General features: G+C 41.4%; 18 protein-coding genes. All 18 read left to right on the top strand.

Going from position 1 to position 16,431, the window contains the following annotated elements:
* Positions 1 to 19 precede the first annotated feature (19 nt).
* The 18 genes from EI981_RS20695 to EI981_RS20600 all read left to right on the top strand — a co-directional run bounded on the left by EI981_RS20695 (position 20) and on the right by EI981_RS20600 (position 16,412).
* Positions 20 to 1,117 carry an HD-GYP domain-containing protein gene (locus tag EI981_RS20695; protein WP_127001446.1) on the top strand — a complete coding sequence of 366 codons (1,098 nt, stop codon included), beginning with the start codon at positions 20 to 22 and terminating at the stop codon, positions 1,115 to 1,117.
* Between the two features lie 16 nt (positions 1,118 to 1,133).
* On the top strand, positions 1,134 to 2,270 hold the full coding sequence (gene yfkAB / locus EI981_RS20690) for a radical SAM/CxCxxxxC motif protein YfkAB (protein ID WP_127001444.1): 1,137 nt from the start codon (positions 1,134 to 1,136) through the stop codon (positions 2,268 to 2,270).
* A 51-nt stretch (positions 2,271 to 2,321) separates the two neighbouring features.
* The gene (locus EI981_RS20685; RefSeq protein WP_127001442.1) at positions 2,322 to 3,671 is read left to right on the top strand and encodes a hemolysin family protein; all 1,350 of its coding nucleotides are present in this window, start codon (positions 2,322 to 2,324) and stop codon (positions 3,669 to 3,671) included.
* A gap of 294 nt (positions 3,672 to 3,965) precedes the next feature.
* Positions 3,966 to 4,412, top strand: a complete 447-nt coding sequence (locus EI981_RS20680) for a hypothetical protein (RefSeq protein ID WP_162616234.1) — start codon at positions 3,966 to 3,968, stop codon at positions 4,410 to 4,412.
* Between the two features lie 181 nt (positions 4,413 to 4,593).
* Positions 4,594 to 4,824, top strand: coding sequence for a spore coat associated protein CotJA (locus EI981_RS20675; protein ID WP_127001438.1), 231 nt, complete (start codon positions 4,594 to 4,596; stop codon positions 4,822 to 4,824).
* A complete protein-coding gene (locus EI981_RS20670) occupies positions 4,817 to 5,092 on the top strand; it encodes a spore coat protein CotJB (protein ID WP_127001436.1) in 276 nt (91 codons plus the stop codon). The genes EI981_RS20675 and EI981_RS20670 overlap by 8 nt, the downstream gene beginning before the upstream one ends.
* A gap of 207 nt (positions 5,093 to 5,299) precedes the next feature.
* Positions 5,300 to 5,869, top strand: coding sequence for a manganese catalase family protein (locus tag EI981_RS20665; RefSeq protein ID WP_127001434.1), 570 nt, complete (start codon positions 5,300 to 5,302; stop codon positions 5,867 to 5,869).
* 112 nt (positions 5,870 to 5,981) lie between these two features.
* Positions 5,982 to 6,398 carry a tyrosine-type recombinase/integrase gene (locus tag EI981_RS20660; RefSeq protein WP_127001432.1) on the top strand — a complete coding sequence of 139 codons (417 nt, stop codon included), beginning with the start codon at positions 5,982 to 5,984 and terminating at the stop codon, positions 6,396 to 6,398.
* Between the two features lie 448 nt (positions 6,399 to 6,846).
* Entirely contained in the window at positions 6,847 to 7,383 is a 537-nt protein-coding gene (locus EI981_RS20655; RefSeq protein ID WP_127001430.1) for a hypothetical protein, read from the top strand.
* Between the two features lie 229 nt (positions 7,384 to 7,612).
* Entirely contained in the window at positions 7,613 to 8,650 is a 1,038-nt protein-coding gene (locus EI981_RS20650; RefSeq protein ID WP_127001428.1) for an alpha/beta fold hydrolase, read from the top strand.
* A 381-nt stretch (positions 8,651 to 9,031) separates the two neighbouring features.
* Positions 9,032 to 9,517: a GNAT family N-acetyltransferase gene (locus EI981_RS20645; protein ID WP_127001424.1), complete on the top strand. Its 486-nt coding sequence runs from the start codon at positions 9,032 to 9,034 to the stop codon at positions 9,515 to 9,517.
* A gap of 296 nt (positions 9,518 to 9,813) precedes the next feature.
* Positions 9,814 to 10,179, top strand: a complete 366-nt coding sequence (locus tag EI981_RS20640; RefSeq protein WP_127001422.1) for a hypothetical protein — start codon at positions 9,814 to 9,816, stop codon at positions 10,177 to 10,179.
* Between the two features lie 777 nt (positions 10,180 to 10,956).
* Complete coding sequence (locus EI981_RS20630; RefSeq protein WP_127001420.1) at positions 10,957 to 11,541, top strand: hypothetical protein; 585 nt, start codon at positions 10,957 to 10,959, stop codon at positions 11,539 to 11,541.
* A gap of 275 nt (positions 11,542 to 11,816) precedes the next feature.
* Positions 11,817 to 12,350 (top strand): hypothetical protein, encoded by a 534-nt coding sequence (locus EI981_RS20625; RefSeq protein ID WP_127001418.1) that lies wholly within the window; start codon positions 11,817 to 11,819, stop codon positions 12,348 to 12,350.
* Between the two features lie 83 nt (positions 12,351 to 12,433).
* Positions 12,434 to 13,285 (top strand): HEAT repeat domain-containing protein, encoded by an 852-nt coding sequence (locus EI981_RS20620; RefSeq protein WP_227011516.1) that lies wholly within the window; start codon positions 12,434 to 12,436, stop codon positions 13,283 to 13,285.
* Between the two features lie 570 nt (positions 13,286 to 13,855).
* Positions 13,856 to 13,951: a competence inhibitor ComI gene (comI, locus tag EI981_RS29780; protein ID WP_019639195.1), complete on the top strand. Its 96-nt coding sequence runs from the start codon at positions 13,856 to 13,858 to the stop codon at positions 13,949 to 13,951.
* A gap of 876 nt (positions 13,952 to 14,827) precedes the next feature.
* Positions 14,828 to 15,553, top strand: a complete 726-nt coding sequence (locus EI981_RS20605; protein ID WP_162616233.1) for a DUF695 domain-containing protein — start codon at positions 14,828 to 14,830, stop codon at positions 15,551 to 15,553.
* 511 nt (positions 15,554 to 16,064) lie between these two features.
* The gene (locus EI981_RS20600) at positions 16,065 to 16,412 is read left to right on the top strand and encodes a DUF3139 domain-containing protein (RefSeq protein ID WP_127001412.1); all 348 of its coding nucleotides are present in this window, start codon (positions 16,065 to 16,067) and stop codon (positions 16,410 to 16,412) included.
* The last annotated feature ends 19 nt before the right edge of the window (positions 16,413 to 16,431 follow it).

Genomic DNA, 16,431 nt, shown 5'->3' with positions numbered 1-16,431 from the left:
CGAGACGGAAGTGGTTTAGTTGCGGTTAATAGCTATAAATTCTCTACAACCAGGAATGAAGCTGGGTAAAAAGATTTATAATGAGGACGGGATTGTTCTCTTATCGGAAAATGCAGAAATAAATGATGCTATCATTCGCCGCTTGCGTCACCACGGCCTCGATTATATCTATATTGCTGATCATCGTACGGATGATATTCAGATCAGCGAGATGATCGAAGAAACTACGCGCCGCCGCGCGTTGAATGAATTAAGGGTCAACTTCAAGAAGCTGATGGAGCCGGCGATGAAAGGGGTAGCCTATCCCTATCTGGGCAAGACCTTCTCCGGCTTGGTCGAATCCATCGTCGATGACCTCAGCTCTCGGGAAGATGCAATGATCATGATGATGAATATCGATAGTATGGATCATTACCTTTACCGCCATTCTTTGAATGTATGCTTATATACTTTGTTGCTAGGTCAGGTCTATGGCTATAGCAAAGAGGATCTGACTCTGCTCGGCCTTGGAGCCATGCTGCATGATATAGGCAAGACGAAGGTGCCGCGGGATGTTCTGAATAAGCCGTCCCAATTGACTGACGAGGAATTCGCACAGATTAAGCAGCATACCGAGATCGGGTTCAAGCTGTTGAAGGATGAACCAGGGATTCCGCTCAAGGCAGCCCACTGTGCTTATCAGCATCATGAACGCATTAACGGCGGCGGTTATCCGCGTGGCTTGAAGGGCGATGAGATCCATGAATTCGCCCGCTGGATCGCAATCACAGATGCGTTCGATGCGATGACAACGCACCGGGTATACCGTCCGGCGATGCTGCCGCATCAGGCACTGGAGGTGCTCTATGCAGGCTGCGGAGAATGGTATGAGAAATCGAAGTTAGAGCTATTCAGAGATCATATGGCTATATATCCGGTGGGTATGACCGTTGATCTAAGCACTGGTGAACGAGGTGTTGTCGCCAAGATTCACAAGGCGATTCCGCACAGACCTGTGGTCAGAGTACTGACCGATCCTGACGGAGTTGATTTGAAGTCTCCGTACGATATCGATCTGTCAAACCGTCTATCCGTCGTTATTACCGGAGTAGATGGTACAAAAGAAGCTATAAAATAAATAAGGTGAGTATAATATGAAAATAATGAGTATGAACAATGAAGCCATCCGGCAAATAAGCCCGAGTTATGATCCGTGGGACCCGATTCTGTCGCTTAAGCAGTACGGTCGACATGTACTGACCAGCGTGGAGATGACGGTAACCAATCTGTGCAATATGCGTTGTGAACATTGCGCAGTAGGCGATAGTCTTGTGATGAAGGAGCCGGAGCATATTCCACTCGATATGATGCTAAGTGCGCTGGATGAGGTCGAGAACCTGCAGACGATCAGTATCACTGGCGGAGAGCCTACATTTCGGAAGCAGACGGTCGACGAGTTGATTGTTCCGCTATTGAAATACGCAAGGTCACGGGGGATTCGTTCTCAGATCAATTCCAATCTGACGCTTGATTATGAGCGTTACGAGAAGCTGCTGCCTTACCTGGATGTTATGCATATCTCGTTCAATTACACGAGCGAGCGGGACTTCCACGAGGTGGGCTTCGCCCGCAGTGGGCATCCAGTCAAGTCTGAGGTTGCTTACAGAATGTATGACAAAATGGTGGAGAACACCCGCCGCTTGAGTGAGGAAGGGATGTTCATCTCCGCAGAATCGATGATCAATTACCGAACTTATGAGAAGCTGCCGGAGATTCATCGCTTGATTCTGGAGATGGGCTGTAAACGCCATGAGGTCCATCCGATGTACGCGGCTGACTTCGCAGAGGGACTGCCTATGCTATCGTTGGATCAGATGCGCGGAGCCATCCATTCCTTGCTTGATGTTCGTGATCCTAAGCTATGGATGCTGTTCGGTACGCTTCCTTTCTTCGCCTGCAATCCAAGCGCGGAGGATGCCAAGCTGCTGCGTCGTCTACGCGAGGAACCGAATGTTACGGTGCGCAATGACCCGGATGGACGCAATCGGGTGAACGTAAACATGTTCACAGGCGATGTATTCGTCACCGACTTTGCGGCGATTCCGGCCTTTGGCAATTTGCGTGACGGGCGTCTGGATGATATTTTTGAGAAGTGGCTTACGGAGCATCCGCTCAATCAGAAGGTGAACTGCCATTGCCCTGCTGCGAATTGCTGTGGTCCAAATCTGCTGGTTGCCGATATGTATTATAAGGATATCGACTTCAAATCGCGTAAAGCCATCGAACTATAATATTTAACAATAAGACATTATACGTAATCACACAGAAAAGAGGCGTTCATCTTGCACACCGATTTTGAAGTTGGCAAGATTATTTCTAACCTACTTATAGTCTTAATCCTGGTGTTCTTTAACGGGTTCTTCGTTGCTGCGGAATTCTCGCTCGTTAAGGTGCGCCAATCACGGCTGACCCAGCTTGTCAGCGAAGGGAATCGAAGGGCTTCCTATGCGCTTCGAGTCAACAAGAAATTGGACGCATACTTATCGGCTACTCAGTTAGGAATTACGCTTGCATCACTCGGTCTTGGCTGGGTTGGTGAGCCAGCTGTATCCGAGCTTATTGTCATGCCTATTATGTATAAGCTCGGAGTTACGGATCCTGCACTGATCTCCACGATTTCCGTAGCAGTAGGCTTCGCGATTATTACGTTCCTGCATATTGTAGTCGGTGAACTAGCTCCTAAATCGCTGGCTATACAGAAGTCCGAGGCGACATCACTGTGGTTGTCAGCTCCGCTGCTATTCTTCTACAAGCTGTTCCTGCCGGTTATTTGGCTGCTTAATACAGCGGCTAACGGGCTGCTGCGCTTAATCGGCATTCAGCCGGCGAATGAGGCTGAAGCGGCGCATTCCGAAGAAGAAATACGGATCTTGATGAATCAGAGCGCTAAGAGCGGCGTGATCGACAAAGATGAAATGAAGCTGATGGATAATATTTTTGACTTCTCGGATATGCTGGCACGGGAGGTTATGCTTCCGCGGACGGATATGGATTGCTTATTCACTAATCTATCCTGGGAAGAGAATTTGAAGATTATCAACGATACGAAGCATTCGCGCTATCCGGTGGCTGTGGAGGATAAAGACCAGATCATTGGCTTTGTACATATTACCGATCTGCTGCTGCCGGAGCCGGAAGGTCCGAAGGAACTCGCGGATATGGTGCGTCCGATTCTAAACGTACCGGAATCGATGGAAGTTAGCCATGTGCTGCGGCTGATGCAGAAGCGGCATTCACAGCTTGCGATTGTGGTGGATGAGTATGGTGGTACAGCCGGTATTCTGACGGTTGAAGAGATTCTCGAGGAGATCGTCGGCGATCTTCATGATGAGTTCGAGGATGAGCGCCCGGAAATCGAAAAGCTGCAAGATGGCGTATACTCGGTAGACGGCCGTTTGTTAATCGAAGAGGTTAATGATCTGATCGGAAGTGAGCTGGTGGACGATGAGGTTGATTCCATCGGCGGCTGGCTGTTCAAGGAGCTGGAAGGGATTCCAGCCAAGGGGAAGAAGAAGCAGGAGGACAATATTATTTTCGAGGTTGCTGAAGCAAGCCGCCTGCGAATTACCCGCGTGAAGATCATTAAATTAGTGGAGCCAGAGCTCCCCGATGATCCATGTGAGGAATCATAGGGTTTCAGGTTTCCCAAGATTCTGGCAAGATCAGATGAATTAATGATTTCTTGCGAATAAGGTTAACCCAATATAACAAGGCCGTCAGGTCATGCTGTACTTGAGAACTTGGAGTACGGTGTGATGCTGACGGTTTTTATTTTCCAATATAGGTTGTTAGAGCGGAGGTGGTTGGTATAATAAGTGGAAATAGAGAATTAACGGGACACGACTACATGCTAGTTAAACAGAAGTCCGAAAGGCGGGAGTATGAGGTATAGGGTTGCTTGGTACGGATTATTACTGTCTGCAGTTATGAACATTGTACTTGGTGCATTGCTTTGGCATGGCGGGAGGCAGGAGCCTACGGCAAATCTGTATTTTATGGATGGGGAAGGTGAGAATTGGACAGTCATCAACTATAAAGTAGTTATGGATCAGGAGCAGATTAAGAGGGGAGAAGCGGGACTTCGGTATATCGGGAGCAAGGCGATTGATCAATCTGATTATTACGCTATAGAAGTCATTGAAGACAACGAGACGGTATATAACACGATTCATACCAGTCAAGGCGGACCAGTAGGTATTTATGAGAATCTGGGCAACTTTGGCTCGATTACGGCACCTCTTGGTGCTGATGATATCAAGCCGGAGCGAACTAGTCTCGAGAACACGATTGTCCAGATTACTTGGAAGGATAACCAAGGTGAGATTCATTCGGAGCAGATTCCAATGAGTATAACGGATGAGATTACTATTTAATATAATAATGGGATCAATATTTGGCTTGACCGCTCTGGAGAGGGCGGTTTTTTGCTGTTTATTCACGCTTTTTAGTTCATTATTTGGGCGAATGTCATATGTTAAAGAATGAGGAGATCGTGACTAGATTTGTCCCAAGCCGCAGCGATCTTGAAAACCAGTATGTAAAGGAGGAAGTGATTTGAACTTTACTCAGGAGAAGTCATATACCCCTTTCATTGGCCCTTTTGATCCTTGCCCGCCGATATTGATTAAAACCTATAGTACACCGCCGCATTTATATATGCCCTTCCAGCCACCCAATCTGCCGCAGTTCAGTCCACAGGAAGCATTAAGACATGGTACGCTATGGCCCGCATTATACAGCCCCTATGAATCCCGGTGGGGGAAAGGAAGGCAGACGAATGAATGAAGTAACTAAGCCGCATTGCGATCAGGAGTATTATGACATGCTGGAGAAGCTGCAGGCACTGGATTTCACGCTCGTCGAGCTGAACCTTTATCTGGATACGCATCCGGGGGACTTGGCTGCGCTCCAGCAATTTAATCAATTGGCATTGGAAAGACGACATCTGGCAGAGCACTTTCAACACTTATACGGTCCGTTGCAGAATTTCGGGCATTCTTTCTCGAGATACCCGTGGGAATGGGTTAACGTTCCATGGCCTTGGCAGGTCTAGGCCTGCCTTGATTATTTATGGAGAGTGTTCAAAAATACGGTCTTGATTAAGACCTTCCACCTGAGGCCAGTTATTGGATGAACGACTGCATCCTCAGACATTAGCTTCAGGCAACTCCATCATTCTGCAAAATGCACAACTAACATAAGCTTCAGCGCTGTAAAGTGGGCCTTATGAAAATGAGCAGAAGGAGGTAAGGCGGAGAAAATGTGGGTATATGAGAAGAAGCTGCAATACCCGGTTCGTGTAGGTAAATGCGATATCGGAATGGCGAAGCTGCTGCTGGAGCAGTATGGCGGTGCTGATGGGGAACTCGCGGCTGCGCTGCGCTACATGAATCAGAGGTATTCGATTCCGGATAAAGTGATTGGATTACTTACGGACATTTCGACGGAGGAATTTGCGCATCTCGAGATGATTGCCACTATGGTGTTCAAGCTCACGAAGGATGCGACTGTAGAGGAATTACGAGCTTGCGGGCTGGCGCCTCATTATGTTGCCCATGATAGCGCGCTCTTCTATGAGAATGCTTCGGGCGTACCGTTCACGGCCGCCTATATCCAGGCGAAGGGCGATCCCATCGCCGATTTGTATGAGGATATTGCCGCGGAGGAGAAGGCCCGGGCTACATATCAGTGGCTGATCGATATGACCGATGACGTGGATCTGCAAGACAGCCTGAAGTTCTTACGCGAGCGCGAGATTATTCACTCACTGCGCTTCCGCGAGGCAGTTGAAATCTTGAAGGCTGAGCAGGGAAAGAAGAAGGTGTTCTAGTGAGGCGGATTTAAAGGGCATTCCTTTGACGGGGTGTCCTTTTTTGTCGGGTCTGTGGTTAGGAAGTTGACAAACTTACCTCCGTCCCAAAAAGGAGAAGAAACTTCCTTACGTGCTCTCCGAACAAGCGGTGATTCGCATCCTTCAAGCACTGGATAATCTGAGGCACAGGACGATGTTGTATCTGGCTTATTCATCAGGACTTCGTGTCAGTAAGGTGGTACGGTTGAGGATAAAGGATCTTGACTGGGAGCGTGGAATCATCTCGATCCGACAAGGGAAAGGAAAGAAGGACCGACATACCCTTCTATCAAGAGCTGCGTCGCTGTTAGTAAAGCAATACATTAAGCTGGAGATGCCGCCATTTGGTTATTCCCTGGGCAAAATCGGCAGACACATCTGCATGAGGCGTACCCTGCAAAAAGTGTTCACTGAAGCGGTGGTACGCTCCCGTGTTCAGAAGAAGGTTGGTATCCATGTCCTCCGCCACATCCAAAGCCCCCTCGACCGTATTTATAGGGAGGATTAGGGGGAGTAATGGAGAGAAAGTCGGAGGGGAGATCGAGAAGAAGATTGAAGAGAAGTTCCATACCTAAGCGTAGGTGAATGGTTGGAAGGGATATAGGAGAATGGGAAGGAATAAGATTACATAATTATGAAATGGAGGTATAATCATGGTAATTGAGTAAGGGCGTAAATCCTCACGGGTGGTGAAAGAAAATAAAAGCATGGACATTTAAAAGTATTTCATAGCAGGCGTCAACAACATATAACACCGTTTTCCCGCTGCGGCTATCGCCCCTTGGTCCGTCCGAAGCAGAAGCAGCGAAATCACAACGGAGATAATTCAGTTTGCAGGAAGCATAATCAGCCGGACAACCCTGCACCGCCTAACCGCATCGCGGCTTAAGGTGTGAGGGTTCGGGAACCCACATGAACGTTATGTGAAATAATCGAGAATGCGAAGAGGAGCAATAATGAAACAATACTCTGCTCAGCTAGAAGAGCAACAGATTGAAATTCTAAGAAACTGCATAGGAAAACAGATACAATTTGTAAATTCACCTGGAGCCGAGAATCGCTATAATTCTACATACATTGGTTCTTATTATAGTTTCAGCATTTCAATCGATAATGATTTTTTTCTTATATTTAAGAATGTTTGGTTGGAGACAGATGTATACAATGACTACTGGAAGCTTATCGTTGAATGTGGCGATAAACCTGATGGAATTATATATAACATTAAACAAAGAAGTTATTCTGGGCCGCATTTTACTTATCATCTACCCCAAGCTTTAAGACTTGAGAAGATTGAGATCTATCAAAAAACTGAATTGATTGGTGAAGAACAAGTACATTTTGATTATGCCGTTCTACTCCATTTGGAAGAGGATATCACACTTGCATTTTTTCCAATGGAGAGTATTGCTGATGGCATAGAAATGAACACGAACAAAGAACATATTAATCAGGCACTTAATGACTGTTCGTTAAGGAAAGTAATTATGTAGGTTATTCAAGGGAGTCGATTACTTCACATAACACCGTATTCACGCTTCAGGGCTATCGCCCTTTCGTTGTCAGATGTATAATCATGGAAGGAGCTCAGACAACATACGCCCCAGCCTAAGATAAGAGCTATCTAAGGCTGGGGCGTTTCGTGAATACAAGAACGTTATGTGAAATACCATTTAAATTATTAAGTACTAGAAGAATTGGTGGAGGAGGAGGAGATATAATGTGGCAGTTCTATTTCCCAAGAAAGATTTTATTATATCAGAGACAGGGATAAGTAAAGTAGAGAAAGTGGAAATAGGTGGAATTGACCAGTATCTATTAATCCAAACTGAAGATATTAATAATCCAGTATTACTTATTTTACATGGAGGTCCTGGGTTACCTATACCTGGTGTATCGAGTCGCTCAAGGGACTACGTTGTGGCAACAACAACTAAAGAATTGGTCAAACATTACACAGTAGTTTTTTGGGATCAGAGGGGATCAGGAAAAACATTTAATAGCAATACATCCAAGGATTCATTCCGTGTTGATCAATACATATTGGATTCTAAGGAAGTAGTTAGGTACTTAAAGAAAGAATTTAATAAAAATAAAATATATATTGCGGGCTATTCATGGGGAACTATACTGGGATTGCGATTAGCTTACGAGAACCCTGAAGATTATCGTGCTTATATTGGAATTTCTCAAATCATAAACTGGGCGGATAATGACGCTCTATGTTTACAATGGACATTGAATAAAGCAAAAGACAAAAATAATCAGAAAGCAATAGATGAATTAATGAATTGTGGATACCCACCGTATATAAAAAGCGTGAAGCAATGGGGCACGTTAAGAAAGTGGATGGGTAGATATAATTCAATGGTCTACTCAGATCATAATGTGAAGCACCCGGGAATGAAACTTGCAGTAGATCTTTTGTTAAGGTCACCTGACTACTCAATAAAAGACATACTTAACACAATTAGAGGATTTCAAAGGAGTTATACACAAAGAATAATCGAGGATTTTGCGGAGATAGATTTTAATAAAACGATTGAAAAGATTGATATTCCTGTCGTTTTTATTCACGGAAGAAAAGATATTCATGTCTATGGACAACTAACGGACAAATACTACAATTTGCTAGTAGCACCTGCTGGAAAACAATTCATATGGATGGAAAAGTCATCCCATATGTTTCATCCTGATGATGCTAAAGAAATTGAAAACATATTAATAAATATATTAAATCTAAATAAGGGAGTGTTGTAAGTATCTTCAAGGATGGATGGTACATCATATAACAATGTATTTCGACATCGACGCTGACGCTCCTCGGTCGGCCAAGAAGGATTTTCTAAGAAGTGGATTCAGACGTTTATGAATATTTAAATGGCAAATATCACGATAGGTTGATATATGGATTGAAATCAAATGAATGGCAAGTATATTGATTATTCAAGAAGGCATGTGACATCATCTAACACCATATTCACGCTACGGGGCTTATGCCCCTTTGGTTGTCCAGATGTATAATCAAGAAAGAAGCTCAGACAACAAACGACCGAACCTAAGATAGGAGTTATCTAGGTTGGGTCGTTTCGTGAATACAAGAACGTTAGGGGAAACCAGCTGGAGCGAGGGGGGAAAACCATGATATTTCATAGAAATCTATTGAAAGAAGATTTAGAAATCATCTCTTTACTTCCGTTAAATATAGAAGAATTATTTTTTATAAGTCCTCGATTTGAATATCCATTAACACCTGATCAAATTATTAAGATCCTAGAAAATAGATTTAGTCCCACAGTAATTACTGATACTAACACCCAATTAGCTATTGCATATGCAAATTTATATGATTTGAATCATGAAGATTCTATTTGTTGGTTAGGTAATGTAATAGTTAGTCCTGACTATAGAGGCAAAGGTGTGTCTGAATATTTAATTAACATAATGATGGATAAGGCTAGAAATGAACATGGTATTAAAAAGATGAAATTATTTTGCCATAACATTAATACCAGAGCTCTTATTTTTTATTGTAATCAGGGTTTTACGCCGTGTGGATATAAAATAATAATGAATCAAGATAATAAGAAAATAGTCTCAATAGAAATGGAAAGAGAATTAATTTGAATGTATCTCAAGCTGGCATCGCCTAACAACATGTTCACGCTTCGGGACGTTCTGCCCTCGGTCCGGCCGAAGTTAGATGTGGATTCAGAGATGCAATTTGCAGCAGTAAGGAAGTGAAATCAGCCTGACACATCCGCACCACCTAACCGCATTGCGGCCGCCCTTCGGTTCGTAGATAAAAGAACGTTATATGAAAATCAGCGCAAACCGAAAAAAACAAAAGCAAATTTCTTCTTAAATTATTAAGATAACGGGCAATTTACTTTGATTAGATGCGAAGAAAGGACAGTATTTACATGGAAGAGGTATCAAATCTAGATAAGTTGGAATCAATAAAATCCTTGCAATCAACAATTAGTAAGCTCGAGAATGCCTTATCCCAGATGACTAATAATGGCGTAAATACTACTCTGGTAAAGAAAAGACTCAAAGCTGTTTACATCGGCCTAGCTATGCTAGAAAACGTTTGGAATCAAAGTCCCCATTACTATACTCAGGAAGATTTAGCAGAAGCTCGCAATGTTATTACTGGTTTATTTCCATCAATCGGAAATAGTTATGCTAAGTCAAAGACTGGTAGTCCCCAAAGAAGGCTTTTAGAAAGAAGAATTAAAGCGTTGGAACTATCTATTCAAGCGATTGATGAACTTTCCATTAAATAACTCGTAATGTAAACAAAGAACACTTAACTACCGGGATATGATATTGAAATGTGTAGGTGTTTCGAAGAAGGCGCTGACCCCTTGTAACACTGCATTCACGCTGTGGGTCGCTATCGCGCCTCTTGGTCTGCCTGAGGCATTTCGAAAAGGTGAAGTCAGGCAGACAACCCTACACTGGTTAATTCCGTCGGACACAGGGCTTCACCCCTTAAGCTAACGAGGGTTCGTGAACACCCAGACGTTATAGGAAATATCCGCCAGTTGGAGTATCAGCCAGGTATGTCAACACCTAGCTAAAACAGAAGAACTATACGTTGTAGCAATAAGGAAAGGATTAAAGAGCACAGAAGATTCACTCGCTTTGAAGCGCTTGTTTAAACCTGACGGAATTGGAAATAAAATCGAAAGAAGATTCAAGTAGCCGTGAATTATTCATAGAGGTCAGATGGCATCAGATAACAATGTGTTTACGCTTCGGGGCATACGCCCCTCGGTCCGGCCGGAGTTTGAAGTAGATTCGAAGAGGCATTTCAGTAATTGGAAATGTTAGTAATGGGATGAGGGTATTTTCTAGGAAGTCAGGTACTCCGTCTAACACAGTATTCTCGCATCAGGCCATTCGGCCTTCGGTCCGCAGAAGTAAATTCAGGAAGTATATCAATGCGGACACATCTATTTCTCTAAGATAAGAGCTATCTAAGGGAAATGGACGTCGTGAATACAAAAACGTTATAGGAAATCAACGCAAATCAACTATATACTTTCAGGAGATTGAAGATGAAAAAAATTAAAAAGATATCATTAGTAATATTCACAACAATTCTATTGTTTTTGGTTGTAACATGGCGAACTGGATTGCTGGAACTGTGGAGTAAAGGGATATCTGCTATCGCAAACAATACAGAAAAGTATAGTGATAAGGCAGGTTATGTTCTTGATGGTAGCTACACTATCCAAATTGACCTTGCGGACATTCAAAGCAATATCGGAAAAGAGCTTTATAATGATGGAAAACACAAGATAATAGTTGATCGGATAAATATTGGAAGTGTTAGTGCGGGTGGTATAAATATTGGTTTTAGATCATTTGGTGATTATTCAATGAGTGGAGCAACGTTGATTTCTGGCGTGCATCATATAACAAATAATGATTTGACATTTAGTACACAAATGACTGCTCAGTTGATAGCCAAATATAAAAATAATCAATATGACGGAACCGTTTCTGGGATTTCAGGGTTGAACTATAAATCGGGAGATAATTTCTCAATCGACATTAATCCAGAAGAAGCAATTAGAGATAAAGGTAAAGTAGAGCTTACAATTACCAATCTGTATTTGAATACCTGGAAAAAGAAATAGCGACAGTAAGCTGCTTAGCATACTCGAGAAGGCGTTGGCATCCTATAACACCATATTCACGCATTGGGCATTCGCCCTCGGTCCAGCCGGAGTTAGAAGTGGGACCGGGAGGCAGTTTCAGTAGCAGGGAGGCAGAGGCAGCCGGACACATCCGCACTGACTAATCGCATCGCGGCCGACATCTGACGGTGCCTTAATTCGGTGGGACAGTCGTGAATACAATAACGTTATCGGAAATCCCAGCAAAGATAATAAAAATCAAAGGGTGAAAAAGAATGGAAAATAATCTTCTTTTAGAAGAGTTAAAAGTTGCTATGTTAAGTGAAATACAAAATGCAGTAAGAAAAGTAAAATTGGAGCCTTCGGAGAAAGTGTGCTATATCTCCCTATACGGTTCAGATGACGAACCAGTTCTATCACTCATTACACTTGGAATCAAATCGTATCGTGACGAGATGTTAAAAGAAGGACATGGACAAATCCTTTGGTACATTTGGAATTCTGGTGAGATGCCAGCATGTTACCAAATTGGTCTTGAAAGCGTATTGCCTTCGTTTAGTGAAAAACAAGAAGAATTTAAATCTTTATATGGTGAAGAGAGATGGGGAAATTTGTGGGAATTATGCCAAAATACTAGATTTGACGTAGCTTATCAATTGAACCATAAAAATTGGGATAATATAACTCCAGTCACAGATGATTTTGTTGTGTATTCTGACTGGGATGACATTGATGTTGAAAATGGTGACTTAAAGAGAAGTATTCCAGATGAAAAAATAAAACTACTAAAAGAAAAAGGCTTATTATAATACAAGTAGGATATTTCTGTGATGGCTAGGACATCCGATAATACCGTATTCACGCTGCAGGGCTATCGCCCTTAGGTTGTCAGATGTATAATCATGGAAGAAGCTCAGACAACAAACGCCCCAGCCTAAGATCAGAGCTATCTAAGGCTGGGGCGTTTGAATACAAAAAAACATTATGTGAAATGCGAAAAAATCAATTTTTTCAAAGGAGCGGAAATATGTTTATAGATCTTTTTAATAGACTTAGCATCACATTACCTATTGTATTAGTTGAGGACTTAGAAACTCACAGTAAGAAACAGAAGGATCAAATTTACTTTTTAAGATTAATGGAATTTGATGAAATAATTGAATTAGTTGATTTCATGTCTGAAATTAAGGTTTATCAAGATATTATTCCTTTATGGACAGATGATAATTCGAACTATATAGGCTTACATTTTCAAGGTGCGTGCAAATATAGGATAAGTTACATTAATCATGAGGAAACGGATTTATCTCCAGGTTTTAGAAGTATAAGTTCATTTATAACTAAACTCGAACAACATCCTAATTTTGATTGGGATGAATTGAAGAAAGACTATCCCTCAGAAATAGAAATTAGTAGTACTGAGATTGATGAAGACTTAAGTTGTATTGATGAGTTGAACAATTTGATAAGTTCTAACCAACTAATAAATGATGATATTCGTTGTCAGTATATTTTTTCAATCATGGCATTAACACCGAAAAGATATCTTGATTCATTAATAAAATATTTAGATGATGAAGATATGTATGTTCAAGAGAGGGCATGTGAGATTGTTGGTTTTCATAGATACATTCCAGCTAGAGAAAAGTTAATAGAGGTTTCCATAAACGGAATGCATAATGCGAAATTAGCAGCCAAAAGAGCATTAGCAAGAATAAGAGAAAAACTAAATGAAGAAATTTAAAAGACTATTCAATGAAGTCCGGACTCCACATAACATAATATTCACGCACGGGCATTCGCCACTGGTCTGCAGGTGCAATAGCATAGAGGAGAATCCAGCAGACAACCCTGGACTGCAGCGTTCATGATGCTGAAGACCTGCGTGTAATAACTCATGCGCTATTATTGGCATTTTGTAAAAGATATAAAACCGATAGAAGACTTTGAAAAACAATTAAAGATGATTGAAAAAGATGAGCACGGATATATACGGATGTAGTTCGAGGAGGGCTATGACTTCAGTTAACACTGTATCTACGCTGCGGGTCGTTCGGCCCTAGGTTCGCAAGGAGTAGTAGGCAGAGAAGTGAACTCAGCTCACACACCTACAAGGCTAAGTCCGTCGGACCCGGCGCGTTGCGCCTTAAGCCTCTCGGGTTCGTAGATACTGGAACGTTATATGAAAGGGATGCAAAAAAAAAGATTATAAAAGCAAATTAAGAACGCTTGTACGTAGATGTAAATAAAGGTAAAATATAACTACAATTGAATCTTGGGTGGGCATGGTTTCCCTTCGAGAGGAGGTGAAGCCATGGAAGTGAAAGATGCATTAACGATCATGTTTCTCTTTGGAACGTTCATTCTTGCTCTTTTAACATACATCAATAATAACAACAAGAGAAAGTAAAAACCCACCCAAAGGTTGAGGCCAGAGGTGGGTTTTGTTCCTATACGACTTAGAAGGGAATAAACCATCCAAGCCAATTGTACTGACCAAGTGTTCGCAGCACTTGGTCTTTATTACATATATAATAACACAAAGAAAAAAATGTATCAAAGCGTGAAATGAAATACGAGATATCGTGGAGAGCTATGCTAAGAGTAAAGATTCGGAAATTGTAGACAGTCTTGATGAAGTAAAAAAACATCAAATATATACCTAGAGCTTAATATCAATAATGGTTGCGCATCATCATATGTAGAGCTTAATCCAACAGACGTAGGGGATTTGTATTACTTGTGAAGGCGGGGACATCTTAAAACACCATATTCACGCATCGGGGCGAAGCCCCTCGGTCCGGCAGAAGTTGAAGAGGATTTGTATGGAGTAAACTCAGGATACAGGGAAGTGGAAGCAGCCAGACACATCCAACTCCCTAACCGATTGGGCCGTTGGGCTTAAGGGAGTTGGACGTCGTGAATACAACAACGTTAACTGAAATCAATGAGAGTTGAATTAAAGACGATTTTTTATAAGAACTTCAGAGAAGTACCTCAACTTTTCATCATTTATTGGGAACATTAAAAGTAAATCAAATTGTTCATTAGTCTGATATTAATTAATAGGATAAGGTTTCTTAATGTTAGTTCTGTTCAGAAGATAGTCTGTGCTAGTTTGGTGGAAATCGGCCAGTTTAATCGGTATTGCTGTGGGAATATCGACTTCGCCGCGTTCGACAAATGACCTGCCTAAGATAAGAGTTATCTAAGGCTGGGTCGTTTCGTGAATACAAGAACGCTATCAGAAATGATTAAAAATACAAAACATCAAAGGAGAATTAAAATGTCTGATCACTGGGATGTATATCTATCAAAACACAAAACAATAGTGAGAGTAGATCTAGGAATACTTAAAAATGTCCCGATCGATGGTGCAAAAACATTAATACAAGTAAATATGAAATCAAGGAAATTTTTTTCGAAGAAATTAGATTCTGAACTTATAAGTGCAGTTGAAGATGAAATCGATAGTCAATTGACAGATCATGATTTTGTTGTAGGTGCCATCACTTATGCAGACTCAAAGTCTTTTTACTATTATACGAAGCAAGAAAATTTACTTTTCAATAGACTGAATAAAATTCTTTCGCAATATAGAAAACTCAAATGTGAAATCTTAATTGGGGAAGATCCTGAATGGGAATTTTACTTAAACTCTCTATATCCAGATGTTTATGAGAAGCAGTGGAAAATGGATTCAGAAGTAGTAGAACAACTAAAAGCTAATAAAGATAATCTCAAAATACCACGAGAAGTAAACCATTGGATCTATTTTCCTGAATATGTGAGCAGGGAAGACTTTAAAAGGAATCTTGATTCAAACCTGTACAGAATTGTTGAGGAAGATACGCTACAAGAATCAGACTTCCCATTTCAATTAGTGATTTCACACACAAGTAATGTTGAATTTGAAACGATAAATCACATCACAACAGAACTACTAAAGAAAGTAATAGAAGCTGGCGGAAACTATGATGGCTGGGAAAGCCCAGTAATAGAGAATGAGTAATTCAAGGAAGTCAGAAGCACGCTTAACATAGTATTCACGCCACGTCGCCTTGCAGCTTCTTGGTCTGCAAGTGGCGATTCCGAGAAGTGAATCAGCAGACAATCCTGCGAGGCTAAGTACTGTGCACCCAGTCGCTGGCGCTCCTTTAAGCCTCACGGACTCGTGAATACATAGAACGTTAAGCGAAATAATTGAAAAGCACCATAAATTTAAAGTAGGATAAAATCTCCCCATGAGTTAGGGGTAACCTTGACGCCTTTAGAAATTCGCAAGAGATTTTATAGTAACTCATAGAAGTCAATTACTTCACTTAACACCATATTTACGCTACGGAGCTATCGCCCCTCGGTTGTCATATGTATAATCATGGAAGAAGCTTAGACAACTAATGACCCAGCCTAAGATAAGAGCTATCTAAGGCTGGGTCATTTCGTAAATACCTAACGTTACCCGAAACCTCGGAGAATGGATTCAAAAAATCAATAAAGCAAACAAATAAAGGAAGTTATTTATGAAGAAGAAAACAAAAATTATTGCAATTATAATAGCAATGCTAATGATTATATTAGTAGTAGTATCAATTATTTATGTACAATCAAACAAGATTGAATACGCTGATAGAGTCACTGACTATCTTATAGAAGAACAGAAATATGGTAGAGAAGAAATAGTATCCGTCAAAGGAATATGGGGAATAAAGCTGCCATCTTTTTATGCCGAAGTAATATTTAAGGATGAACCAGATGTTGAATATATATATTTTGCACATAACGAAGTAATACAGTTTGGTTATAGATTAACTGAAGAAGGAAAGCAAAAAGGTATAACGGAATCAGATTTAAAACATTATGAAAAATAATGTGCCCTATGTAAAAGAA

Source organism: Paenibacillus lutimineralis, assembly GCF_003991425.1.
Taxonomy (GTDB): domain Bacteria; phylum Bacillota; class Bacilli; order Paenibacillales; family Paenibacillaceae; genus Fontibacillus; species Fontibacillus lutimineralis.
Note: the sequence above shows the minus strand (reverse complement) of the source record. Positions and strands in the feature narration are given on the sequence as shown.